This is a genomic window from Sphingomonas sp. CCH9-E2, assembly GCF_001557215.1.
GTDB lineage: Bacteria > Pseudomonadota > Alphaproteobacteria > Sphingomonadales > Sphingomonadaceae > Sphingomonas.
Window position 1 is genome coordinate 13,440 of sequence record NZ_LSJM01000278.1, and the last position, 24,568, is coordinate 38,007.

Annotated in this window: 20 protein-coding genes and 3 tRNA genes; 19 read left to right on the top strand and 4 right to left on the bottom strand. The window is 65.2% G+C overall.

Going from position 1 to position 24,568, the window contains the following annotated elements:
• The first annotated feature begins 13 nt into the window (after positions 1 to 13).
• On the top strand, positions 14 to 679 hold the full coding sequence (locus AX681_RS12875; RefSeq protein WP_066656040.1) for an NAD(P)H-dependent oxidoreductase: 666 nt from the start codon (positions 14 to 16) through the stop codon (positions 677 to 679).
• Positions 680 to 736: 57 nt separating this feature from the next.
• Here the strand turns inward: AX681_RS12875 and AX681_RS12880 are convergent, their stop codons facing one another.
• Positions 737 to 1,390 carry an OmpW/AlkL family protein gene (locus tag AX681_RS12880; RefSeq protein WP_066656038.1) on the bottom strand — a complete coding sequence of 218 codons (654 nt, stop codon included), beginning with the start codon at positions 1,388 to 1,390 and terminating at the stop codon, positions 737 to 739.
• Positions 1,391 to 1,520: 130 nt separating this feature from the next.
• Here AX681_RS12880 and AX681_RS12885 point away from each other — a divergent pair, with 130 nt between their 5' ends.
• From AX681_RS12885 to AX681_RS12910, 6 genes are all read left to right on the top strand, one after another.
• Positions 1,521 to 3,017, top strand: coding sequence for a PAS domain-containing sensor histidine kinase (locus tag AX681_RS12885; protein WP_066656117.1), 1,497 nt, complete (start codon positions 1,521 to 1,523; stop codon positions 3,015 to 3,017).
• Positions 3,014 to 3,634: a response regulator FixJ gene (gene fixJ, locus AX681_RS12890; protein WP_066656032.1), complete on the top strand. Its 621-nt coding sequence runs from the start codon at positions 3,014 to 3,016 to the stop codon at positions 3,632 to 3,634. Before AX681_RS12885 ends, fixJ begins: the two co-directional genes overlap by 4 nt.
• A gap of 50 nt (positions 3,635 to 3,684) precedes the next feature.
• The gene (locus AX681_RS12895; RefSeq protein ID WP_066656029.1) at positions 3,685 to 4,077 is read left to right on the top strand and encodes a hypothetical protein; all 393 of its coding nucleotides are present in this window, start codon (positions 3,685 to 3,687) and stop codon (positions 4,075 to 4,077) included.
• A 111-nt stretch (positions 4,078 to 4,188) separates the two neighbouring features.
• Positions 4,189 to 4,273, top strand: a tRNA-Leu gene (locus tag AX681_RS12900).
• Positions 4,274 to 4,341: 68 nt separating this feature from the next.
• Positions 4,342 to 5,949, top strand: coding sequence for a trigger factor (tig, locus tag AX681_RS12905; RefSeq protein WP_066656021.1), 1,608 nt, complete (start codon positions 4,342 to 4,344; stop codon positions 5,947 to 5,949).
• 137 nt (positions 5,950 to 6,086) lie between these two features.
• The gene (locus tag AX681_RS12910) at positions 6,087 to 7,016 is read left to right on the top strand and encodes a glycosyltransferase family 2 protein (protein ID WP_082737785.1); all 930 of its coding nucleotides are present in this window, start codon (positions 6,087 to 6,089) and stop codon (positions 7,014 to 7,016) included.
• A gap of 18 nt (positions 7,017 to 7,034) precedes the next feature.
• Here the strand turns inward: AX681_RS12910 and AX681_RS12915 are convergent, their stop codons facing one another.
• Complete coding sequence (locus tag AX681_RS12915) at positions 7,035 to 7,586, bottom strand: hypothetical protein (protein ID WP_066656015.1); 552 nt, start codon at positions 7,584 to 7,586, stop codon at positions 7,035 to 7,037.
• Between the two features lie 177 nt (positions 7,587 to 7,763).
• Between AX681_RS12915 and AX681_RS12920 the strand changes: the two genes are divergently transcribed.
• The 3 genes from AX681_RS12920 to AX681_RS12930 all read left to right on the top strand — a co-directional run bounded on the left by AX681_RS12920 (position 7,764) and on the right by AX681_RS12930 (position 10,842).
• Entirely contained in the window at positions 7,764 to 8,435 is a 672-nt protein-coding gene (locus AX681_RS12920) for an ATP-dependent Clp protease proteolytic subunit (RefSeq protein WP_066656012.1), read from the top strand.
• Positions 8,436 to 8,542: 107 nt separating this feature from the next.
• Positions 8,543 to 9,811 carry an ATP-dependent Clp protease ATP-binding subunit ClpX gene (gene clpX / locus AX681_RS12925; RefSeq protein ID WP_066656009.1) on the top strand — a complete coding sequence of 423 codons (1,269 nt, stop codon included), beginning with the start codon at positions 8,543 to 8,545 and terminating at the stop codon, positions 9,809 to 9,811.
• 233 nt (positions 9,812 to 10,044) lie between these two features.
• Positions 10,045 to 10,842, top strand: coding sequence for a GGDEF domain-containing protein (locus AX681_RS12930; RefSeq protein ID WP_066656006.1), 798 nt, complete (start codon positions 10,045 to 10,047; stop codon positions 10,840 to 10,842).
• A 3-nt stretch (positions 10,843 to 10,845) separates the two neighbouring features.
• On the opposite strand, the gene AX681_RS12935 is transcribed toward AX681_RS12930, so the two are convergent.
• On the bottom strand, positions 10,846 to 12,510 hold the full coding sequence (locus AX681_RS12935; protein WP_066656114.1) for a M1 family metallopeptidase: 1,665 nt from the start codon (positions 12,508 to 12,510) through the stop codon (positions 10,846 to 10,848).
• 85 nt (positions 12,511 to 12,595) lie between these two features.
• On the opposite strand from AX681_RS12935, the gene lon reads away from it, so the two are divergent.
• The 5 genes from lon to AX681_RS12960 all read left to right on the top strand — a co-directional run bounded on the left by lon (position 12,596) and on the right by AX681_RS12960 (position 20,375).
• Positions 12,596 to 14,983 (top strand): endopeptidase La, encoded by a 2,388-nt coding sequence (lon, locus tag AX681_RS12940; protein WP_066656003.1) that lies wholly within the window; start codon positions 12,596 to 12,598, stop codon positions 14,981 to 14,983.
• 160 nt (positions 14,984 to 15,143) lie between these two features.
• On the top strand, positions 15,144 to 15,416 hold the full coding sequence (locus AX681_RS12945) for an HU family DNA-binding protein (RefSeq protein ID WP_066656000.1): 273 nt from the start codon (positions 15,144 to 15,146) through the stop codon (positions 15,414 to 15,416).
• A gap of 106 nt (positions 15,417 to 15,522) precedes the next feature.
• Positions 15,523 to 15,597, top strand: a tRNA-Val gene (locus AX681_RS12950).
• Between the two features lie 383 nt (positions 15,598 to 15,980).
• Complete coding sequence (locus AX681_RS12955) at positions 15,981 to 17,573, top strand: hypothetical protein (RefSeq protein WP_066655997.1); 1,593 nt, start codon at positions 15,981 to 15,983, stop codon at positions 17,571 to 17,573.
• Between the two features lie 126 nt (positions 17,574 to 17,699).
• Complete coding sequence (locus AX681_RS12960; protein ID WP_066655994.1) at positions 17,700 to 20,375, top strand: TonB-dependent receptor domain-containing protein; 2,676 nt, start codon at positions 17,700 to 17,702, stop codon at positions 20,373 to 20,375.
• A 54-nt stretch (positions 20,376 to 20,429) separates the two neighbouring features.
• On the opposite strand, the gene AX681_RS12965 is transcribed toward AX681_RS12960, so the two are convergent.
• Positions 20,430 to 21,083, bottom strand: a complete 654-nt coding sequence (locus AX681_RS12965; RefSeq protein WP_066655991.1) for a prolyl hydroxylase family protein — start codon at positions 21,081 to 21,083, stop codon at positions 20,430 to 20,432.
• 107 nt (positions 21,084 to 21,190) lie between these two features.
• On the opposite strand from AX681_RS12965, the gene AX681_RS12970 reads away from it, so the two are divergent.
• The 4 genes from AX681_RS12970 to AX681_RS12985 all read left to right on the top strand — a co-directional run.
• The gene (locus tag AX681_RS12970; protein ID WP_066655988.1) at positions 21,191 to 22,219 is read left to right on the top strand and encodes an ATPase, T2SS/T4P/T4SS family; all 1,029 of its coding nucleotides are present in this window, start codon (positions 21,191 to 21,193) and stop codon (positions 22,217 to 22,219) included.
• A 51-nt stretch (positions 22,220 to 22,270) separates the two neighbouring features.
• Positions 22,271 to 22,347, top strand: a tRNA-His gene (locus AX681_RS12975).
• A gap of 90 nt (positions 22,348 to 22,437) precedes the next feature.
• The gene (locus AX681_RS12980; protein WP_066655985.1) at positions 22,438 to 23,490 is read left to right on the top strand and encodes a Leu/Phe/Val dehydrogenase; all 1,053 of its coding nucleotides are present in this window, start codon (positions 22,438 to 22,440) and stop codon (positions 23,488 to 23,490) included.
• A gap of 177 nt (positions 23,491 to 23,667) precedes the next feature.
• Positions 23,668 to 24,568: geranylgeranyl reductase family protein (locus AX681_RS12985; RefSeq protein WP_197424290.1), on the top strand; the 901-nt coding region annotated here is incomplete at its 3' end.

Genomic DNA, 24,568 nt, shown 5'->3' on the forward strand with positions numbered 1-24,568 from the left:
TGGAGACGCAGCGATGACCCAACCCCGCGATCCAGCATCCCTGCGCCACCTGGTGGTGCTGGGGCATCCCGCGCTCGACAGCTTCAACCACGCCATCGTCCGCGCCTATCGCGAAGAGGTGGAGCGACTGCACCAGATCGTCGAGGTCGACGATCTCTATGCGCGCAACTTCGATCCGCTGTTACGGCGCGACGAGCTGCCCGGGCCGGGGTTCAAGCCGCGGCCCGATGTCGCCACCTCGCTCGCGCAGATCGAGGCGGCGAGCGCAATCGTGCTGGTCTATCCGATCTGGTTCGGCATGCCGCCGGCGATGATCAAGGGCTATGTCGATCGCGTGCTCGGTGCCGATTTCACGCCCGAGGAACTCAAGGCGCAGCTGCCCAGCCCGGCGCTGCGCGGCAAACGGCTCACCATCTTTTCAACCTCCGCTGCGACCCGGCCCTGGCTGGAGGAGCGCGGGCAATGGCTGGCGCTGAAACAGGCGTTCGACATCTATCTCACCCGCGCCTTCGGCCTGGCCGACTGCCACCATGTCCATTTCGATGCGGTGGTGCCGGGGCTGGATCCGCGCTTCGTCGACGAACATCTCGATGTCGTCCGTCAGACTGCGCGCGAGCGGGCGACCGTGCTGCGCTATGGCGACTTGCCGCCGAAACTGCTGCTCGAACCGAACGTCTGAAATCGGCGACAGGCAAAAAAAAGGGCGGCGGTCCAATCGGATCGCCGCCCTTTTGATTCAGAACCGGAAGCCGATGCCGACGCCGGCCACGATCGGATCGATGCTGATCCGTGCGGTGTTGGTGGCCGCGCCGGTGCGCAGGCGCGCCGTCGTGTCCATGTCGATATATTTGACGTCGAGGTTGAGGAACATCTTCTCGTTCAGGTCGATGTCCACGCCGGCCTGCAGCGCATAGCCGAAGCTGTCATCCATCTCGACATCGGTCGCGCCGATCGCGGTGACCAGCGCGTCGCTCGCCTTGGTCGAATAGAAGATCGTGTAGTTGACGCCGGCACCGACATAGGGGCGGACCTTTGCCTCGGGTGCGAAATGATATTGCAGCGTAAGGGTCGGCGGGAGCACCCAGGTGCTGGCCAGTTCGTCAAAGCCCGACAGCGTGCCGCGACCCTGCGCGTCGTGCTTGGTCGTGGCCAGGATCAGCTCCGCACCGACATTGTCGGTCAGCATATAGGTGAAGTCGACTTCCGGCATCACGCTGTTGCTGACGCCGACCTCGCTCCCCGGAAAGCCGGGCGTGACCGGGCCGGAGCTTTCGGTCGGCGCGACCAGGATGGCGCGGCCGCGGACCAGGAAATCGCCTTCCTTGGCGATGGCAGGCTGAACGCCGACCGCACAGGCCAGCGCGCCGATGACAAGATGGGTGGTTTTCATGGGTAATTCCCCGCTACGTTCTGCGCGAAGGATGCGCGGCGGGGGCATCGGACATTGCGGCGCGCGGCTGCATTGGTAGTTTTCCCAATGGGTTTTGCCCGGATGCTGCGGGCATAGGCAGGATATGGATATGGGCGGCGACATCGTCGAGAAACTTGCCGCGCGGTTCATCGCCAGCGACCTTGATCGCGCGCAATTCCTGGTGGACCCGGACGGCACGATCCGCAGCTGGAACCCCGGCGCGCAGATTCTGCTCGGCTATGAGGCAGGGGCGGCGGTCGGCCAGCCGATGGCGATGCTTTATTCGGCTGCCGATGCCGCAGCGGGCAAGCCGCGCGACGATCTCGACCGGGCCGTCACCTACGGCCGCTATGCCGAAGAAGGGTGGCGGCGGCGGCAGGATTCGACCGAGTTCGCCGCCGACGCGCGGATCATCGCATTGCGCGACGAAGGCGGGGCGCTGCTCGGCTTTGGCGGGACGATCGAGGATATCACCGATCGCAAGGCAGCGGCGGGCGCAGTGGCGCGCAGCGAATTGCACCTGCGCTCGATCCTCGCCACCGTGCCCGATGCGATGATCGTGATCGACGACCGCGGCCAGATCCTGTCCTTCAGCGCGGCGGCGGAGCGGCTGTTCGGCTATTCGGAATCGGAAGTGGTGGGCAAGAACATCGCGATGATGATGCCCGACGGCGATCGGCTGCGGCACGACGACTATGTCGAACATTATTGCCGCACGGGCGAGCGCCGGATCATCGGCATCGGGCGCATCGTCGTCGGCAAGCGGCGCGATGGCAGCGAGTTTCCGATGGAGCTGGCGGTGGGGGAGGCGCGCAGCGCCGGGCACCGCATCTTCACCGGCTTCATCCGCGACCTGTCCGAACGCCAGCGCGCCGAACTGCGGATGAAGGAGCTTCAGTCCGAACTGGTCCATGTCTCGCGCGTGTCGGCGATGGGCACGATGGCATCGACGCTGGCGCATGAACTCAACCAGCCGCTGACGGCGATCGCCAACTATATGGAGGCGGCACGCGACCTGATCGCGGCAGGCGCGCCGGATCTGGAGATGCTCCAGGAGGCCGTCACCGAGTCGGGGACCGAGGCACTGCGCGCGGGCAATATCGTCCGACGCCTGCGCGAATTCGTCGCACGCGGCGAGGTGGAAAAGCGAGTCGAATCGCTGCCCCAGATGGTCGAGGAGGCCACTCGCCTTGCGATGACCGGCGCGCGCGAGCGGGGGGTGAGGGGCCTCAAGGACCTCGACCCTGATGCCCGCCTCGCGCTCGTCGACCGGGTCCAGATCCAGCAGGTGCTGGTCAATCTGATCCGCAATGCGGTCGAGGCGCTGGAAGGCATGCCGGTGCGCGACGTCACCATCGCCACGCGCGTGCAGGGCGACGGCATGATCCGGGTGGAGGTCAGCGACACCGGCCCCGGGATCGATCCGGCGATCCGCCCGCGCCTGTTCGACGCGTTCAACACCAGCAAGCCCGAGGGCCTCGGCCTTGGCCTGTCGATCTGCCGCACGATCATCGAGGCGCATGGCGGGCGGATCGACGCCGATGCCCGACCCGGTGGCGGCACGACCCTGTGGTTCACCATTCCCAGTGCGGAGACCCAAGAATGAGCGAAAAGCCGCTGATTCACCTGATCGATGACGAGGATGCCGTGCGCCGCTCGGCCAGCTTCCTGCTCAAGACCTCTGGCTATGAGGTGCGCGCCTACGCATCGGGCGTGGCGTTCCTGAAGGAAGCGCGGCATCCCGATCCGGGCTGTATCCTGCTCGACATCCGCATGCCCGAAATGGACGGGCTGGAGGTTCAGCGCGAATTGAATGCACGCGGGGTCGCGCTGCCGGTGATCGTGCTGACGGGCCATGGCGATGTCGCGACGGCGGTGACGGCGATGAAGCAGGGCGCGCTCGATTTCCTCGAAAAGCCGTTCGAGAAGGCGCTGTTGCTCGCCGCGCTTGATCGCGGGTTCGAGCGGCTTGAGCGCGCAGGCAATGCCGAGGTCGAGGGGCAGGAGGCGGCGGTCCGCGTCGCCGCGCTCACCCCGCGCGAGCGCGACGTGCTGCGCGGGCTGGTCGCGGGCCACCCGAACAAGACCATCGCTTATGACTTGGGCATATCCCCGCGTACGGTGGAAGTGCACCGCGCCAATGTGATGACCAAGCTGGAGGTGCGCAGCCTGTCCGAAGCGCTGCGGATCGCCTTCGCGGCGGGCCTGGACGCATCCGACTAAGGATATTTCCGTAACGCGGTGGCTGCCGGATTTCGGCACGATGCCGTGCGATGGATCAGCGTACCACCATTCCCCCTGCGACCGACGCGGACGATCCGGCGCTGTCCATCGCGTTGGTCGATCCCGACGACGCGTCGCGGCGCGCCTTGCACATGGTGCTGTCGGGGCAGCGGCATCGCGTCCGCTCCTATGACAGCACCCATGCGCTCGCCGACGATGCCAAGGCGATCGAAGCGGACTGGCTGGTCATTTCGGTCCGCGCCGACCGCGGCAGCCTCGCTGCAGTCGAGCGGCTGCGCGCGCGGGGCTGGCGGGGGCGGGTGGCGGTCATTGCCGAGCCCGGCGCCTTGCCCGAACGTGACGGCGCGATGATCGGCGCGCGCGACCTGATTTTCGCGCACCCGGTTGCGCCGCACGCCTGGCGGATCGGCCTGACCGCCTGAAAATCCCGCGCTAGCGAGCCGGTTTTCCGCGATTCTTCGGCATAATCGGCATCGCCCTTGCCCCGGGCACCCGCATTGCTATAGACGCGCCCGACCTGCGGTGTCCTGAATGCGGGCGTGGCGGAACTGGTAGACGCGCTGGATTTAGGTTCCAGTATCGCAAGATGTGGGGGTTCGAGTCCCTTCGCCCGCACCAGTCCGCCGCCCGGCGCAAGGGGGACGCCGCGAACCCGATTCCACTTCCAGAGCAGGAAGCCCGTTAGAATGCAGACCGTCGAGACGTTGAACGAAGGCCTCAAGCGCGCCTACACCCTGAAGATCACCGCCAAGGACATCGACAGCCGCGTCGATGCCGAAGTGAAGCGCGTGGCCCCGCAGATCCGCATGCCCGGCTTCCGCCCCGGCAAGGTGCCGGCCAACCTCGTGCGCAAGATGCACGGCGAAGCGCTGACCCAGGACGCGCTCAACACGACGATCCAGGAAGGCGTGCAGAAGCTGATCGCCGACCACAAGCTCCGCCCCGCGATGCAGCCGTCGGTGAGCCTCGAGGGCGAGTTCGCCCCGGGCAGCGACGCCGAGGTGAAGGTCGAGCTGGAAGTCCTGCCCGACGTTCCGACCCCGTCGATCGAAGGTCTGAAGCTCGAGCGCCTGATCGTCCCCGTCAGCGACGAAGCAGTCGATGCACAGATCCTGCAGATCGCCGGCCAGCAAAAGGCATGGGAAGACGCGAAGCCGAGCTACAAGGCGAAGCAGGGCGACCAGGTCACGATGGACTTTGTCGGCAAGGTCGACGGCGTCGCATTCGACGGCGGCACCGGTGAGGGCATGGCGATCGAAATCGGCTCGGGCCGTCTGATCCCGGGCTTCGAGGACCAGATCGTCGGCGTGAAGGCCGGCGACGAAAAGCAGATCGAAGTGACCTTCCCCGAGGATTATGGCGTCGACACGCTGGCCGGCAAGCCCGCGACCTTCGACCTCAAGATCACCGCGGTGAAGACCGCCGGCGAAGTGAAGGTCGATGAAGACCTCGCCAAAAATCTGGGTCTCGAGAGCCTCGATCAGCTGCGCGGCATCCTGCGCGGCCAGATGGAGAATGAGACGGGCGGCCTGACCCGCACCTATATGAAGCGCAAGCTGCTCGATCAGCTTGCCGCCGGCCATGACTTCCCGGTCCCGCCGTCGATGGTTGAGGCCGAGTTCCAGCAGATCTGGGCGCAGCTTCAGCACGAAGCCGGCCATGAGGAAGATCCCGAAGCCGCCAAGGCCGAGCTGGAAAAGGAAAAGGACGATTACCGCGCGATCGCCGAGCGTCGCGTGCGCCTTGGCCTGCTGCTCTCGGAAATCGGCCAGGCAAATGGCGTCGAGGTGACGCAGGCGGAGATGAACCGCCTGATCGCCCAGGCTGCGCAGCAGTATCGCCCCGAAGACCAGCAGCGCTTCTTCCAGTATATCCAGCAAGAGCCGATGGCAGCGGCCCAGCTGCGCGCCCCGCTCTATGAGGACAAGGTCGTCGACTTCCTGTTCGGCACCGCCGAGATCACCGAGCGCGAAGTGACCCGCGAAGAGCTGGAAGCCGCGATCGAGAGCGAGGAAGGCGCGGTGCCGCACGTTCACGGTCCGGACTGCAACCACGACCATGACCACGATCACAAGCCGGCGAAGAAGGCCAAGGCGAAGAAGGCCGAAGATGCCCCTGCTGAAGTTGGCGCTGAAGAGGTGAAGCCGGCCAAGAAGGCGAAGGCCAAGGCCGAAGAGGCTCCCGCCGAGGAAGCTCCGGCTAAGAAGGCACCTGCGAAGAAGGCCGCCAAGGCCGACGACGCTGAGGCCGAAGCGCCGAAGAAGAAGGCTCCGGCCAAGAAGAAGGCGGACTAATCCTCTAGAACCTATCGTCACCCCGGCCTTGTGCTGGGGTCCACGGTGCCGCACACTGAGTGTTTGAGGCTCTCGCGATCCGCTCAGCCTCCCGGTGGACCCCGGAACAAGTCCGGGGTGACATAGTGGGGAATGGCGTGACCGAACCGCGCATCGCAGTGATCCTGCCCTGCTATAACGAGGAAGCCGCGATCGCGCAGACGGTCGCCGGTTTCCGCGCAGCGCTCCCTGGCGCTGCCATTTATGTCTACGACAATAACAGCAGCGACCGCACCGTCGACGTCGCACGCGAAGCCGGCGCGATCGTCCGCACCGAGCGGATGCAGGGCAAGGGCAATGTCGTCCGCCGCATGTTCGCCGACGTCGATGCCGACATCTATGTGATGGCCGATGGCGACGCGACCTATGACGCCGCAGCCGCCCCGGCGATGATCGCAAAGATGCGCGACGGGGGGCTGGACATGGTCGTCGGCACCCGGGTGCATGAGGCTGCGGACGCCTATCGCCGCGGCCATGTGCTGGGCAACCGTGCGATGACCGGCCTGCTCGCCCGGCTGTTCGGGCGCAGCTTTACCGACATTTTTTCGGGCTATCGCGTATTTTCGCGCCGGTTCGTGAAGAGCTTCCCGGTCCTGTCGGCGGGGTTCGAGATCGAGACCGAGATCAGCGTCCACGCGCTCGAGCTCAAGATGCCGGTGGGGGAGGTGGAGACCCGCTACCTCGCCCGGCCCGAAGGCTCGGCGTCGAAACTGTCCACCTATCGCGACGGCGCGCGAATCGCGCGGACCATCCTGACGTTGTACCGGATCGAAAAGCCGATGCTGTTCTTCGGCATTGTCGCGCTGGCGCTCGCAGTGCTGGCGGTGATCCTCGCGATCCCGCTGGTGACGACCTATCTGGAAACCGGGCTGGTCCCGCGCTTCCCGACCGCAATTCTTGCCACCGGCCTGGTCATTCTCGCGGCACTGAGCAGCTTTGCCGGGCTGATCCTCGATACGGTCGTGCGGGGCCGGCGGGAAATGCGGCGACTCGCCTATCTGGCGCAGCCGGCACCGGCCAATCTCTGAGCCGCCGCCGAAAACGGCTCAGGCGGCGATCTTCTCGAGCCGGATGCCGAGTTCGTCGATCAGAAATTCTTCGACCGCCGCTTCGATCATCGCGCGGGTCTCGCGATCGGGTGCCTCGACCCAACCTGCGATACGCAGTGCCCCGGCGACGGGCGCGACGTGCCAGCGCACATTGTCCTCGACGACGCTGATCTTGCCATCGACGAATCCGTGGGCGATATCGAGCGCGTGGAGCCGACGCGACAGGCGGGCAACCGCTTCGGCCGATTCGATGCCGTTCCATGCGGCAAAGGCGAAGTCGAAATGGTCACGGCTGTGCGCAGGCGCGGTGGCGCGCCGCGCCGCTTCGGGCACGCGTGCCGCAATCGATGACGGCGTCGGCAACAGGATATGCGCAAACATCGTCAGGACGATCGCGGTCACGGGGAACAGCGCGATGGCGACCACCATTCCAACCCCGAATGTCGCATCGTTGAACCCGCCCGCACCGTATAACGGCCCCAGCGCGACGCCCGCAAAGGCGGCGTAGAGCAGCGCGAAGACAATCATGGTGCGTGTATTCTGGCGCATCGGCGCCCCTTTCGACTCCCTAACCAGATCGCTATCGCATACAAATCTTCAAAAATGGTTGCAGCGCCCTCCGCCGGGAGCGGCCAGCGCCGTTCACCTTCTTCCCCCCTTGCGCCGCGCGATGCGAGCGCCGATGTAGTCGCCTGGGCAAAAACAGATTTGACGAGAACATCCCACATGCACCCCCTTGCCGGTCTCCTGACCCCCGAAGGCTTTACGCGCGATCCCATCACCAACGCGCTCGTTCCCATCGTCATCGAACAGTCGAGCCGCGGTGAGCGCAGCTTCGACATTTATTCGCGCCTGTTGCGTGAGCGGATCATCTTCGTGGTGGGCCCGGTTGAGGACCACATGGCCTCGCTCATCACCGCCCAGCTGCTCTTCCTCGAATCGGAAAATCCGAAGAAGGACATCTGGATGTACATCAACTCGCCGGGTGGCGTGGTGACCGCCGGCATGGCGATCCACGATACCATGCAGTATATCCGCCCGCGCGTCGGCACGGTGTGCATCGGTCAGGCCGCGTCGATGGGCAGCTTCCTGCTCGCCGCCGGTGAGCCGGGCCTGCGCGTGGCGCTGACCAACGCCCGCATCATGATCCACCAGCCGTCGGGCGGTGCACAGGGCATGGCGTCGGATATCGAGATCCAGGCCAAGGAAATCCTGCGCATCAAGCGCCGGATGAACGACCTGTACGTCAAGTACACCGGAAAGCCGCTCGAGGAGATCGAGCGCGCAATGGACCGCGACACCTTCCTCGAGGCCGATGAGGCCAAGGCGTTCGGTCTGGTCGACGAAGTGTATGAAAAGCGGCCCCAACCGGCTGACAGCGAAGGCACGGCGTCTTAATCTGACGCTCACCTTCCCCTGCTATGGGGCGAATTTGAGTTGCCGGGCGTTGTCCCGGCTGTAGGATGCCGGGCTGCGATGCGGCCCGGCACGCGAAGGAAGACTGAATGACGAAGCTAAGCGGCGGCGATTCGAAAAGCACGCTCTACTGCTCGTTCTGCGGCAAGTCGCAGCACGAGGTGCGCAAGCTGATCGCCGGACCGACCGTGTTCATCTGCGACGAGTGCGTCGAGCTCTGCAACGACATCATCCGCGAAGAGACCAAGTCGGCACTCGTCAGCAAGAAGGACGGTGGCGTCCCCACGCCGCAGGAAATCTGCGACGTGCTGGACGATTACGTCATCGGCCAGAAGCAGGCGAAGCGCGTGCTGTCGGTGGCGGTGCACAACCATTACAAGCGGTTGAACCACGGCGCGAAGGGCGCGGATGTCGAGCTGGCCAAGTCCAACATCCTGCTCGTCGGCCCGACCGGCTGCGGCAAGACGCTGCTGGCGCAGACGCTCGCCCGCATCCTCGACGTGCCGTTCACGATGGCCGATGCGACGACGCTGACCGAAGCCGGATATGTCGGCGAGGATGTCGAGAACATTATCCTCAAGCTGCTCCAGGCGTCGGATTACAATGTCGAGCGGGCGCAGCGCGGCATCGTCTATATCGACGAGATCGACAAGATCAGCCGCAAGGCCGAGAATCCGTCGATCACGCGCGACGTGTCGGGCGAAGGCGTGCAGCAGGCGCTGCTCAAGCTGATGGAAGGCACCACCGCCAGCGTGCCGCCACAGGGCGGGCGCAAGCATCCGCAGCAGGAGTTCCTGCAGGTCGACACGACGAACATCCTGTTCATCTGTGGCGGCGCGTTCAGCGGCCTCGAAAAGATCATCGGCGACCGCCTGCAGGGCAAGTCGATCGGCTTCGGGGCCTATGTCGCTTCGCCGGAGGAGCGCCGGACCGGCGAAGTGCTGCGCCAGACCGAGCCGGAGGATCTGCTCAAATTCGGCCTGATCCCCGAATTTGTCGGTCGTCTGCCGGTGGTCGCGACGCTCGAGGATCTCGACGTACCGGCGCTGGTCAAGATCCTGACCGAACCGAAGAACGCGCTGGTGAAACAATATCAGAAGCTGTTCGACATGGAGAATGTGAAGCTCAGCTTCACCGACGATGCGCTGGTGTCGGTTTCGAAGAAGGCGATCGAGCGCAAGACTGGTGCGCGCGGCCTGCGTTCGATCCTCGAAGGCATTTTGCTCGACACGATGTTCGACCTGCCCGGCATGGACGGGGTGGACGAGGTGATGATCGACAAGGATGTCGTCGCCGGGACCAAGGATCCGGTGCGCGTCTACTCGGCCGAGAAAAAGAAGGCCGGCGACGCCGCCTGATTGGCATCGCGACCCATCGATCAAGCGGGCGTCGGGCAACCGGCGCCCGTTTTGCATTGGATCTCCGCTCGGGTGGCAGGGGACCGATCATCCACAAGTTTAACCAACTTCGTTTGGTCCCGCTTAACGCCTCCTAACGCTTTGTTGCCACCACGGGTGGGGATGTTACGGAGGCTAACTTGCGGTTTTATAAGGCAACTCGGTTTCTGTTCCCGTCCAGCCTGCGGCTTCGGATGTTCACCATCTGCTTCGTCGGGACGCATATCCCGCTGCTGGCCTTTGCCGCGTGGCAGTTCTCGACGGGCAAGACGGACTGGCCCGACCTGGGGATCGTGCTGGCGGCGACGCTGACCGGCACGGTGTTCACGCTCTTCGGCATCGACGGGCTGCTCGCACCGGTGCGCGCAGCGACGCAGGCGGTCCAGTCGCTCGAACGTGAACAGGCCGAGGCGCTGGAGGCGGTCAGCGACGGCGACATGCTGGCCGAGCTGCTCGCTGGGGTCACGCGCGCGAGCGAGGCGACCAAGGTCCGCGTCGCCGCGCTTGACATGGCCGCGCATCGCGATCCGCTCACCGGCCTGCTCAACCGTCGCGGCTTTCTTGCCCGCGTCGAAAGTGCGGGCGACGGCACGGTCGCGCTGATCGACCTCGACAAGTTTAAGTCAGTCAACGACAGCTTCGGTCATGATGCGGGCGACGCCATCCTGCAGGATTTCGCGGCGTTCCTGGCGCGAGGGGTGCGCAAGGCGGACTGCGTCGGCCGCTGGGGCGGCGAGGAATTTGCGGTGTTCTTTCCCGCCACCGAAGAGGGCGAGGCTGCAGGGATCCTCCAGCGTCTGTGTCGCCGGCTCGGCAACGGGCTGATCGAACGGCCCGATGGCGTGCCAATGACCTGCTCCGGCGGGATCGTCGCGCTCGACGGCGAACCGCTCCAGCTCGCCATGGCCCGCGCCGACGCCGCGCTCTACGCTGCGAAACGCTCGGGCCGAAACCAACTGCGCGTCGGCGACAGCCACATCCTCGCCAGCTAAAGGCTAGCGCCGCGCCTGCATCGCCTCGATCGCTGGGGAGCGGCGAAGCACCCGCGCCATCGGGTCGATCACCACATGTGCGGCCGCTGGCACCGCGATGGTCGCCCGCCCGCCGTCCATCGCCACGCGCTGCACGACGCCATCGACTTGCACCTCGACCGGGAGGGAGAAGGGGGCGTTGCGCGGGGTCTTCCATTCCAGTGAAAGCTGATCGCCCGTGCGCGTTTCGATCAGCTCTGGCAGCGTGGCGGAGCGCAGATAGACGTCGTAAAACCAGCTCAGGTCCCGCCCGGCAGCTTGGCTCATCAACGCCTCGAACTCCGGCGTGGACGCGAAACGCGGCTTGAAATTGCCCGGCTTCGGATCGGGGCGACCATAGACCAGGCGTCGCGTCGCATCGAAAAACGCCTCGTCGCCGATCAGGTAGCGCAACGTGTGCAGCACCCACGCGCCCTTGTAGTAGATGTCCTGCCCCGGCCCGCCCTTTTCCAGCTGATAGACGTCGTCGGACGTGCGCGACTGACCCGAGACCAAAGGCTGGCGATTGAGGATGTTGTTGCGCTGCTCCGCCATCATCGCGGCATAGCGCGCGTCACCCTCGCGCCACTGGCCGTAGAGCGGCTGCATATATTGGCCATAACCCTCGTGGAGCCAGAAATCGTCCCAGTCGGCGGCGGTCAGCTGGTTGCCGAACCATTCATGCGCCAGCTCATGGTGGAACAGCCAGTCGAACCCCGTTTCGTCCTTTTTATAGTCGTTGCCATAGGCGTTGACCGTCTGATGCTCCATGCCCAGGTGCGGGGTCTCGACCACGCCCAGCTTTTCATGCGCGAAGGGGAAGGGGCCGATCATCGTCTCGTAAAAGTCGAGTGTCGGCGCGAACTCGGCGAACAGCCCCGCCGCCTGCTTGTCCTTGCCGGTCAGATGCCACAGGTGCAGCGGCACGGTGTTGCCGAACTTGCTGGCATAGCTCCCCTTGATCTCGCGATACGGCCCGATGTTGATGGCGACGAGATAGGAGTTGATGTCCCGCGCCTCCCAGGTCCAGCGCGCGCGCCCTCCCGCCAGCCGCTCGACCGACACCAGCGTGCCATTGCCGATCGCGGCCTCGCCCCCGGTCGTGATCGCCATGCGGATCGCCTTCACCTCGCCCGCCGGAAAGTCGAGGCACGGCCAGAACAGGTCGCAGCCATAGCCCTGCGCGGTCGTCGCCACCCATGGCTTGCCTTGCCAGCTCGACCAGACGATCCCGTCATCCCATGGGGCATTGACCGCCTCATGCGGCCGCCCGGCATAGGTGATGCGCGCGACGACCTTGGTGCCGGCCGCGACCGACGCGGGCAGGTCGATGGTCAGGCGCCCTTCGGGATTGCGCCACTTTCCCGTTGCCAGCGACCTGCCATCGATCGCCACAGCCGAGACATGGAAGTTCTTGTCGAGATCGATAAGCAGCCGCGTCTGCCGCGCGCTGGTGGTCAGCGTCAGCGTCGCGGTGCCCGCCAGGTATTTGCGCGCCGGATCCACCTCCAGGTCGAGATCGACATTGTCCAGCCGCAACGCGGCACGCTCGGCCTCGATCGCTCCGCCGGAGCGTTCGGTCAGCGCGGTGATCGGCGGTTCGCCCTTCTGCGCCCATGCGGCGGGGCTCAGCGCGGTCAGCGCCAGCATCGTGGCAAACACTGCATTGATGCCGCGTGCGCGATCCCCATATAGTTGAATGATTCTGCCCCCTGCGGGCAGCACCGGAGTGTCCATGAAGTCTTCCTATCCAGTCCTGCCGCTGCGCGACATCGTCGTCTTCCCGCACATGATCGTGCCGCTGTTCGTCGGGCGCGACAAGTCGGTCGCCGCCCTTGAGGCCGCGATGGCCGCCGACAAGGAAATTTTCCTCGTCGCCCAGCTCGATCCCGCCAATGACGATCCCGGTCGCGACGACCTGTACGATATCGGTGTGTCAGCCGAGGTGATGCAGCTGCTCAAGCTGCCCGACGGCACCGTGCGCGTGCTGGTCGCCGGCAAGCAGCGCGGCAAGCTCGAGACGATGGCCGAGCAGGACGGTTACCTTACCGCCACCGTCAGCCCGGTTGCGGAGATGGATGCGACCGGAAAGGAAACGCAGGCGCTGATGCGCTCCGTCGTCGAGCAGTTCGAGAATTACGCCAAGCTCAACCGCAAGCTGCCCGCCGAAACCGCCGTCCAGCTCGGCGAAATCGAGGAAGCGTCGCGCCTGGCCGACGCGGTTGCGGGCAATATCGCGGTCAAGGTCGCCGACAAGCAGAGCCTGCTGGTCGAAGCCGATCCGCAAAAGCGCCTCGAAATGGTGTTCGCCTTCATGGAGGGCGAACTCGGCGTGCTGCAGGTCGAGAAGAAGATCCGCTCGCGCGTGAAGCGCCAGATGGAGAAGACCCAGCGCGAATATTACCTCAACGAACAGCTCAAGGCGATCCAGCGCGAGCTGGGCAATGAGGGCGAGGAAGGCGAGGGCGATGAGATCGCCGAACTGACCCAGAAGATTGCCACGCTCAAGCTGTCCAAGGAAGCACGCGGCAAGGCGCAGGCGGAGCTGAAAAAGCTCAAAACCATGGCACCGATGAGCGCCGAGGCGACCGTCGTGCGCAACTATCTCGACGTGTTGCTGGGGCTTCCCTGGGGCAAGAAGTCGAAGCTCAAAAAGGATCTGGTCGAGGCCGAAGCGGTCTTGGACGCGGATCACTATGGCCTGGAGAAGGTCAAGGACCGCATCATCGAATATCTCGCAGTCCAGGCGCGGACCAACAAGCTCAAGGGGCCGATCCTGTGCCTCGTCGGCCCTCCGGGCGTGGGCAAGACCAGCCTCGGCAAGTCGATCGCGAAGGCGACCGGGCGCGAGTTCATCCGTCAGTCGCTCGGCGGCGTGCGCGACGAAGCCGAGATTCGCGGCCACCGCCGCACCTATATCGGCTCGCTGCCGGGCAAGATCGTCACCAACCTCAAAAAGGCCGGGACCAGCAACCCGCTGTTCCTGCTCGATGAGATCGACAAGCTCGGCCAGGATTTCCGCGGCGATCCTGCTTCGGCGCTGCTCGAGGTGCTCGACCCCGAACAGAACAGCAAGTTCAACGATCACTATCTGGAGATCGACGTCGATCTGTCTGATATCATGTTCGTGACGACGGCCAACTCGCTGAATCTCCCCCAGCCGCTGCTCGACCGCATGGAAATCATCCGGGTCGAAGGCTATACCGAGGATGAGAAGGTGGAGATCGCCAAGGGCCATCTGATCGCCAAGCAGATCGACGCGCATGGCCTGAAAGCCGGCGAGTTCGAGCTGACCGAGGCGGGCCTGCGCGACCTGATCCGCTATTACACCCGCGAAGCCGGCGTGCGCACGCTGGAGCGCGAGATTGCCAAGTTGGCACGCAAGGCGCTGCGCCGCATCCTCGAGGGCAAGGTCGAGAGCGTCGTGGTGACGCCCGAGAATCTCCACGAATTCGCCGGGGTGCGGAAATATCGCTTTGGCATCGGTGAGGAAGAACATCAGATCGGTGCCGTCACCGGCCTCGCCTGGACTGAGGTGGGCGGCGAGCTGCTCACGATCGAAAGCGTGACCGTGCCCGGCAAGGGCGCGATCAAGACGACCGGCAAGCTCGGCGACGTGATGAAGGAGAGCGTCGAAACCGCGTTCAGCTTCATCCGCGCGCGCAGCCCGAGCTATGGCATCAAGCCGAGCATCTTCGCCCGCAAGGACATCCACGTCCATCTGCCCGAGGGCGCGGTGCCCAAGGACGGGCCTTCGGCGGGCATCGGCCTCGTCACTTCGATCGTCTCGACCCTGACCGGCGTTCCGGTGCGCAAGGACGTGGCGATGACCGGAGAGGTCACGCTGCGAGGGCGCGTGCTGCCGATCGGCGGGCTCAAGGAAAAGCTGCTCGCGGCACTGCGCGGCGGGATCACCACCGTGCTGATCCCGCAGGAGAATGAGAAGGATCTGGCTGAAATTCCGCCGAACATCCGCGAAGGGCTGAAGATCGTTCCGGTGGCGCATGTCGACGAGGTGCTGAAGCTGGCGCTGACCGGCGCGCTGACTGCGATCGACTGGACCGAAGCGGACGAGCTGGCGGTTGTACCGCCCGCGACGACGCCGGATGGGCTGCGCCATTGATGGTTGAGTGCGGATAAAGGCTCTTTTTCCGCACTTTCCCCGTATTTATACCGCTTTCCGCTTTACACGGGCGCGCGGACTCGTTTTCCTGTCCCACCGGCGTTACGACGCCGAGCGGTTTTATTACACGCTGATCAAAAGAAGCAGGGGTTCAACGGGCATGAACAAACAGGAACTGATCGCCACGGTCGCAGATACCGCCGGCCTCGGAAAGGGTGACGCCAGCAAGGCAGTTGAGGCCGTGTTCGACGCGGTGACCGCGGCGCTCAAAAAGGGCGACGAGGTTCGTCTGGTCGGCTTCGGCACCTTCTCGGTCTCGAAGCGCAAGGCGTCGACCGGTCGCAACCCGCGCACCGGCGAGCCGATGACGATCAAGGCGTCGTCGCAGCCGAAGTTCAAGGCCGGCAAGGGCCTGAAGGACGCGGTCAACTAAAAGACGTCGGGCGGGGCTGGACAAGTCGGCTCCGCCCCCTTAGAGGCTCCGCTCCCCGGACCAGTCCGGGGTTGCTGGACAGCCCCGTTCGGGGCGATCCGGTATCGGGCGCGTAGCTCAGTGGTAGAGCACTGTGTTCACACCGCAGGGGTCGCTGGTTCAATCCCAGCCGCGCCCACCATTGCAAAAGCCCGTCGGCGCTGCCGGCGGGCTTTTTGCGTTTTGGATCGGCGCGGTGTGGCGGCGCAGCAACACTGGTCACGGATCGCGCACCCCGCGGCGGCCGAGCGCATCGCGATGGCGGAACTCGCCCGACAAGAGGACGGCATAAACGGCGCTGTATCAATGACATGGCGCGTTGGTCCGCACCTCAATGTCACAACTTCGTAACGCGATTCACAAATCTGTCACCGCAAAGTCACTGAAGTTTCTCGCAAATCCCATCCCCGCGTCACGGACGCAACCTAGCGCGGCAAGCGTGATCGGCAGGGGGAATGTTCCGAGTCGATCCAGGGCGCTCGCCCATCATCCTGCAAACCGGGATCGACCGGAACGGAGAATTTCATGGCCGACTTCAAGCGTATCAGCCTCATCCTGATGACCAGCGTCGCGGGCGCCACGCTCGCCGCTTGCGACGGCGCATCCAGCGTTGCTTCGCCCGGCGAAGGCGTGATCGTCGTTCCGGCGCCGGCTCCTGCCCCGGCTCCGACGCCGACGCCGTCGCCGACCCCCACGCCGGGTACCCCGGCCGCCAGCTGCCCGTCGGGCTTCACCGATGCCGGCGTCGTCGGCAGCTTCCGCGGCTGCCGCATCCCGTCGCTCATCACCACCGCGGTCACGCTGCAGAAGCTCCCGGGCGTGGCGTATGAGATCAACGGCCGCGTCGATGTCGGCGTCGATCGTGGCGGTGCTGGCACCGGCGGCACTGCGGCGACGCTGACGATTCAGCCGGGCGTGATCGTCTATGCCAACACGACCAACTCGGATAACGACTTCCTGGTCGTCAACCGCGGCTCGACCATCAACGCCGATGGCTCCGCGACCCAGCCGATCATCTTCACCGCGCAGCAGAACCTGACCGGCGGCGTGACCGACGAATCGCAGGGTCTGTGGGGCGGCATCATCATCGCCGGCCGCGCGCCGATCTCGAACTGCAACCTCGCCGGCGTGACCGGCGGTACGGTGAACTGCGAGAACGTCGTCGAAGGCACCGGCAATGCGCTGTACGGCGGCGCGACCCCGGGCGACAATTCGGGCGTGCTCCGCTACGTCCAGGTCCGCTATTCGGGCACCGTGATCAGCCCGAACAACGAGCTTCAGGGCATCACCACCGGCGGCGTCGGCAGCGGCACGCGCATCGAATATATCCAGATCCACAACAGCTCGGACGACGGCATCGAAATCTTCGGCGGCACGCACAATGGCCGTTACTGGGTCGTGACTGGCGCCGATGACGACAGCATCGACAGTGATGTGGGTTGGAAGGGCTTCATCCAATTCGCCATCGCGATCCAGAAGCCGTCGAACACCACCAGCGACAACTATGTCATGGAGATCGACTCCAACAACAGCGAAGACGCGACCCCGCGCCAGAATGGCCGCATCGCCAACTTCACCTTCGTGCACACCAGCTCGGCGACCAACGCCGGTCTGCGTCTGCGTGGCGGTGCGGACTTCAGCTTCGTCAACGGCATCATCGTGTCGGGTCGTCCGTGCCTCAACATCGTTGCCGGCACCGCCGACAAGTCGACGATCCGCGCAGCCGACGCGACGCTGGACGAGCAGGGCCCGCCGGTGTTCCGTTCGAACTACTTCGCCTGCACCGGTGGCCTGAGCGCCGAAACCGCGGTCAACGGCTTCACCGTGACCAACGCCGAGCAGGAAGCAGTGGTCGACGCGGGCACCAACAACGTCAAGAACGGCACCGCCGCAAACGCGCTGACCTCGGGCTATCTGCCTGGCACCGGCGCGACCGCGGTGACCGCCTACAACGCGGCGCTGCTCAACCCGACCGGCTCGTCCTTCCTGGTCACCACCAGCTATATCGGCGCGGTCAGCGGCCCGACCGACACCTGGTACCAGGGCTGGACCTGCAACTCGAACCGCGCGAACTTCGGCGCGGCCGGCAGCGCCTGCACCACCGTTCCGGTCACCTGATCGGCGCGTGATCGACTACCGGAGCCGGCGGGAAAGGGGCCGCCGGTTCCGGTTTTCCTTGGCGGGACCAGGCATTTGAAGGCGTCAGCCTCTGCAAACGCCAGCCTCTGAAAACGGACGTCAAAGATGAAAAAGAGCACCGCATTCGGAAGTCTGCTGCTTCTGACCTCGCAACTTGTTGCGCCGCACGCGCTCGCCCAGGCTGCGCAGGATGCGACCGCCGAAGCCGCGCCGCAGGAAGCCGAGGCCGCTCCGCAGGCCCAAGAGGAAGAGGTCGAAATCTCCGCCCCGGGTGCGGGCGATAGCAGCGAAGAAATCGTCGTTATCGGGCGCAACATCCCCAATGTCATCAAGACCACTCCGCAGGTCGTGTCGGTGCTCTCGGCCGCAGACATTGCGCGGTCGGGCGAAGGCGACATCGCCGGTGCGCTGACCCGCGTGACCGGCCTCAGCGTCGTCGGCAACGGCTTCGTCTATGTGCGCGGCCTTGGCGACCGCTATTCCTCGTCATTACTCAACGGCCTTCCGCTGCCCAGCCCCGAGCCGCTGCGCCGCGTGGTGCCGCTCGACCTGTTTCCGACCAACATCGTCGGGTCGGCACTGGTGCAGAAGAGCTATTCGCCCAACTATCCCGGCGAATTCGGCGGCGGTGCGATCAACATCACCACTCGCGCCGCACCGCGTGAGGGCTTTTTCGAGATCGGCGGATCGATCGGTTTCGACACCGCGACCACCAGCGAACTCGGTTACACCTATGACGGCGGCAGCTACGACGTCTTCGGCTATGACGATGGCGAGCGCAGTGTGCCGAACTTCATCCTCGCCGCCGGTGCCAATGGCACGTCGGTGACCAACGCCGCTCAGCTGATGCAGCTGTCGAACGCGCCGACCACGGTCGTGTTCGAGAACAACCATATCCCGGCCAACTGGTCGGCCAGCACCAGCTTCGCCAAGACCTTCGACACCGGCGGCCTGCGCATCGGCGTGATCGGTGCCGGCGGCCTGTCGAACAGCTGGAGTACGCGTGCGCAGACGCAGCAGGTGGCGGTTGACGCCGATGGCGGCCTTGCCAGCGACGGCGACCAGGTGACGACCGACAACCGCGTCATCGTCAACGGCCTGTTCGGCGTCGGCCTGGAGTTCGGCGAGCATCTGATCCGTTTCACCAATGTCTATATCCACGACACGCTGAAGCAGGCGATCATCGGCCAATTCGACGAGGAAAACTTCGGTATTCCGGGTTCGTTCGGCGTCCCGACCTTCGCCACACAGAACACCAACTGGTTCGAGCGGCAGCTGTTCACCAGCCAGGTCGTCGCCGAGCTCGATTTCGGTGCGGTCGATGTCGACCTGCGCGGTGCCTATGCCAATACCAAGCGCAAGGCGCCGTATGAGCGGGCGTTCCGCTATATCTACAGCGACGCGTTCGACGATTACATCAACACGTTGAACAGCCCGAGCGGCGCGACCATCGCGTTCAGCGACCTCAATGAGGATCTGTGGACCGGTGCAGTCGATCTCGCTTACGAGTTCAACACTGCCCGCCCGCTCACCGTGTCGGCCGGCTATGCCTATACGGATACGGAACGCCAGTCCTACCGCTACTTCTTCCGCTTCATTGGTCCGAACAATGGCGGCGTGAACCAGACGGTGGCGCAGCAGCGTCCGGACTATCTGCTGTCGGACTACAACATCCAGACCTACGGCATCACCCTGCGCAACGAGTCGACGGGCACCGGTGCGGCGGCCTATGACGCGTCGCTGAAGGTCCATGCGGGCTATCTGCAGGGCGAGGCCGAGCTGCTGGACGGCCTGCGCGTGTCGGGTGGCGTGCGGTATGAAACCGCCGAGCAGAAGGTGCTGCCGACCGGTGCCGTCGCCGGGACCAATCTCGACAACGACTATTGGCTGCCCGCAGCTACTGTAACGTGGAACTTCGCTCCGGACATGCAGCTGCGCGTCCATGGGTCGAAGACCATCGCCCGCCCGCAGTTCCGCGAGCTGGCACCGCAGCTGTATCAGGATTTCGAGAGCAGCCGCCAGTTCCTCGGCAACCCGCTGCTGATCGACTCGCAGCTCTACAACGCCGAAGCGCGCGTCGAGTGGTTCTTCGCGCGTGATCAGCGCATCACGGCGGCTGGCTTCTTCAAGAAGATCGATAATCCGATTGAGGCGGTGGCGTTCGTCGCAGGCGGCTCAACCTCGCTGCAGACCGGCTTCTCGAACGCACCCAGCGCCAAGCTGTGGGGCGGCGAGATCGAGGCGCAGAAGCATATCGCCCTCGACACGCTCGGCGGTGGCTTCTTCGATACGAAGCGGCTCGTGCTCGTTGCGAACTACACCTATACCAAGTCGGAGATTGAAGCCGGCAACGAGCTGGTGGCGAGCCCGATCCTGGGTGCGGCACCGGTCCAAGCCTCGCTGCTGTTCAACAATGGCGGCCCGCTGGTCGGTCAGTCGGACCATCTGGTCAACTTCCAGATCGGGTTCGAGGATACCGCCTCGCTCTCTCAGATGACCGTGCTGCTTAACTATGCGAGCGAGCGCGTCACCAATCGCGGCCCGGTGGTCGAGGGCGTTCGCCTGCCCGACATCGTCGAAAAGCCGGGCCTGACCGTCGATCTGGTCGCGCGTCAGGGCTTCGAGCTGGCAGGCGCGGAGTTCGAACTCAAGTTCGAAGCCCGTAACCTGACCAAGACGCGCTATCAGGAATATCAGACCTTCGCGAACGGGGTTCGCGCCGACACCAACACCTATGATGTCGGTCGCAAATTCTCGCTGGGCATCAGCGCGAAGTTCTGAACGACGCCAATCGAATGGGGCAAGGGCCGTCCCCTCGGGGCGGCCCTTTTCCGTTCACCCCCAGGGGCGTTCGCGAAACCATTTGGTGATGACGTATTTGGTCCCCGCGCGCACCTTCATCGCATGATGCAGGGTTGAGGGATTGGGCGTGCCATTGGGCCGCAAATTGCTCCACGCCAGCAGCTTCCCCGGCTCGGGCTGGACCAGCTTGTCGATCGCCTTGAACCGTGTCGCGCCGCCGGCCTCGACGGTGTTGAGGTAGATCATCACCGTCCAGGTGCGCTGCCCCGAAACCGCGCAGAATTTCTCGAAGTCGACGCCGGTCGGCTCGAAATAGTCGGTATGCGCCTTGAACTCCTGGCCCACGGCATAGCGTTGTCCCTGCAGCGGCTCCCCATGCGCCGGGTCGAGGCCGATGAAATCGCAGATCATCGCGTCGAGCCGGACCGACGCATCGCTCGCCACCGGCAGATCGCACGTCTCGCTCGTGCGGAACACCGCGTCGCCATTATAGTCTGAGACGAGCGACGGACGCCGGTCCCGGTCGATCATCGCCATCAGATCGGCGCAGAACGCGGCATCGAGAAAGCCCTTGCGAATGAACAGCGTCAGCTTGGGCGTCGGGACCCGCTGAACCCCCGGACGGCCGGACAGGCGCTCGATCACAGGCTCGATCGGAAAGCCGGCAGCGGGGGAGGGTGCGATCATCCGGCGTATTTGCCAGAAGCCCTTGCGCGTATCCAGAGCCTGACATCGACTTAAAAAATTCGCGGAAACGAAGGCAAACCGTCACAATTGCGCAATAGCGCAGCAACATGGGCGACGCCGACACTCTCGACCAACTTCTGGAGGCCGCGATCGCAGCCGGCATCCCCGCGGTGCATCTGGTGCGTGACGGCGGAGCGGTGCGTATTCTGGTCCGCGCGGTGTCCGGCCTCGCCCCGGTGCACAGCCTGGTCGCCACCCCCGAATGGCTCGACGCCGCGCAAGCGCTGCCCAACGCCACCCGCCGCGGCGAGCGCGTCGTCATCGATCTTGCCAACCGCTACTCGGGCGCAGGCGGCTTCGCCGAACTGGGCATGCCTGGCTCAATGCGCGCCGCGATCGAGCGTGAGACGCTTGCGCCGGGCGGAGTAATCCTGATCGCGTCGGAGGATGCCGCGACCATGACGCGCGCCATGGCCGCCGCCGCGCATGCACCGGGCGAGCGGCACGTAATCGAGGTTGCCGCCGACCGCGCCGATCTCGACGCTGCCGCGCGGATGGACTGCGACGCGATCGTGCTCCGTCCGGGCGACGACCGCGGACTGCTGGCGGCGGCATTCGATCATGCGCAGCGCGGCGTTCGCATCGTCCTGGGCGTCGAAGCGGCCGACGCGATGGCGGCGATTGCCCGGCTGCGCGCGGCGCGGGTGGAGCGGCATCTGCTCGCCTTCGCGCTCCGGGTGGCGATTGCCGCGCGCACCGAACCGCGCCTCTGTCCCGCCTGCCGGCGCCCGGCCCAGGCCGAAGGGTCCGAATCGGCACTGCTCGGGGTCGATCCCGGCACGGTCATCTATCGCGCCAACGGGTGTTCGGCCTGCGACCATCGTGGCTTTTCGGGATCGGTCATGCTGTTCGAATCGGTGGTCGTCGATCCGGGCCTGCGCAGGCTGCTCGCCGAAGGAGGCGATGTCGCGATCCTCGCACGGCACGCCTTTGTCCGCGCGCCGACGCTGGCCGCCTCGGCGCGCGCGCTGGCGCGGGAGGGGCGGATTACGGTGGATACTGCGATCCGCATCGCGCGGGCGGCGGGGGCCGGATCGGTCACAGCCGCGCCGCACCCCCATCTGCTGATGGCTTGAGCACAGGTGCTTGACGCTGATCGGGCACGCGGCTAAGCGCGCCACTCCACGGCGATCGTAGTTCAATTGGTTAGAGCACCGGCTTGTGATGCCGGGGGTTGCGGGTTCAAGTCCCGTCGATCGCCCCATTTTCCCATCGCCTGCATTTTGGACTGGCGCTGCGTCGCGCGGAACAATATTACGCGCCCTCGAAATATTGTTAGCCGACTGGAAGCGCCATGACTGCCGTGTGGGACCTGCCTGATTTCGACGCGCATGAGGGGGTTCACCTCATCACCGATCCTGCGAGCGGCCTGCGCGCGGTGATTGCCGTCCACTCGACCAATCTCGGCCCGGCGGCGGGCGGCGTGCGCTTCTGGCACTATGCCGATGGCAATGCCGCGATCACGGATGCGTTGCGGCTGTCGCGGGGTATGAGCTTCAAGAATGCCATGGCCAGCCTTCCGCTGGGTGGCGGCAAGGGCGTGGTGCTGGCCCCCGAACCCGGCGCGACGATCAGCGAGGCACAGCTCATCGCCTTCGGTGAAGCAGTCGAGTCGCTCGGCGGGCGGTACGTGACCGCCGAGGATGTCGGCATGTCCGAAGAGCGGATGAAGGTCATCGCGACCCGCACCCGCCACGTCTCTGGCCTGCCCGTCGCGGGCGGCAGCGCGGGCGGCGATCCGGGTCCGTTCACCGCGCTCGGCATCTATCTCGGCGTCAAGGCGGCGGCGAAGCGTGCGCTCGGCGCCGACTCGATGGCCGGCGTGCATGTCGCGGTCCAGGGCGTGGGCAGCGTCGGCGGCGGCCTCGCCCGCCGCCTTGCCGCCGATGGTGCCAAGCTGACGCTGGCCGATGTCAACGCCGACAAGGCAAAGGCACTCGCCGCCGAGTTGGGTGCGGACATTGTTGCAGCGGATGAAATCGCGACTGTCGCGGCAGAGGTGTTCAGCCCCAACGCGCTCGGCGCGATCCTGACCGAAGACAGCATCGCCGCGCTCCAGTGCAAGGTCGTTGCGGGCGGCGCGAACAACCAGCTGGCGAAGCCCGGCGACGGCGCCCGCATCCACGCGCGCGGCATCCTCTACGCCCCCGATTACGTGATCAACGCCGGCGGCATCATCAATGTCGGCCTCGAATATCTTGGCCAGGGTGACCGCGCCGAAGTGGAGGCGCGCATCGCCAGGATCCCCGACCGCCTGAACGAAGTCTGGGACGAAAGCGCCCGCACCGGCGACCCCGCGAGCGTGGTTGCCGACCGGATCGCGATGCGACTGATCGGGCGGGGGTAAGGTCGTTCGCTTTTGAGCGCTTGAGCACCCGTGCGGACGCGCAAATGCCGAATGTGTCCCCGGTGAGCACGTCCGGTCTGCAGCGCCGAGCCGAGCACGCGATCGCGCGACCTTTATCTTGCGGCACGATGGGCATAGCGTCGCCCGGACCGGTTCCGCAATGAAATGGCTCCAGCAGTGCCTCAGTTCGAAGTCCTGATCGTCGGCACTGGACCTGCGGGCACCGCCGCCGCGCAGGTCCTCGCCGAAGCGGGAACGTGCCGCGTCGCAATGGTCGATAAGGCTCGGCTGCCACGTCCCAAAGCCTGTGGCGGAGTTTTCCCGTATCGGTTGATGGACAGGATCGGCGACAGCTCTTCAATTCCGTTCGATGCGGAATATCGGATGCTGCGCTTCTCCAATCGCGGGGACGCGCTGGCCTCGCAGCCGGCGCACTTGCTGGGCGTAGACCGTGGGACCTTTGACCATCGACTTGCGCAACGCGCAGCAAAACGGGGTGCCGACACCATCACCCTGATCGAGCAGTTCGACGTCACGTCGCTTTCAGTGGCGCACGACAGTGTTCGCATCATCGACCGGACCGGAAACGCGCTATCGGGGCGCGTCCTGATCGCTGCCGACGGCGCGTTTAGTCGCATCGCACGACTTGCCGGGCTGAACCGCGAGCATGTCGTGCGACCCGCGATCGATCTTGAGGTCGTGGCACATCCGGAAGATGTCGCGGCGCTCGGGCAAATGCCTGCCATCGATCTGTTCGAGCTGGATGACGGCTATGGCTGGATTTTCCCCAAGGCAGACCGTCTGTCGTGCGGGGTCGTTTCGTGGAGCGGAAAGACGAACCTCAACGATGCACTCGGCCGATATCTCGGACGACGCCTTCCCGGCGGGTGGCGGGTGATCCGCCGGATGGGCCACGGCATTCCGATCTACACGTCCCATACCGACATTGCGCGCGGACGGATCATGCTGGCCGGTGACGCTGCCAACCTCGCCGACCCCATTTACGGCGCGGGAATCGAGGCCGCCTATGAGAGCGGCGTCCTGGCGGGGCGCGCCGCGCAGGCGATCTGTTCAGGGG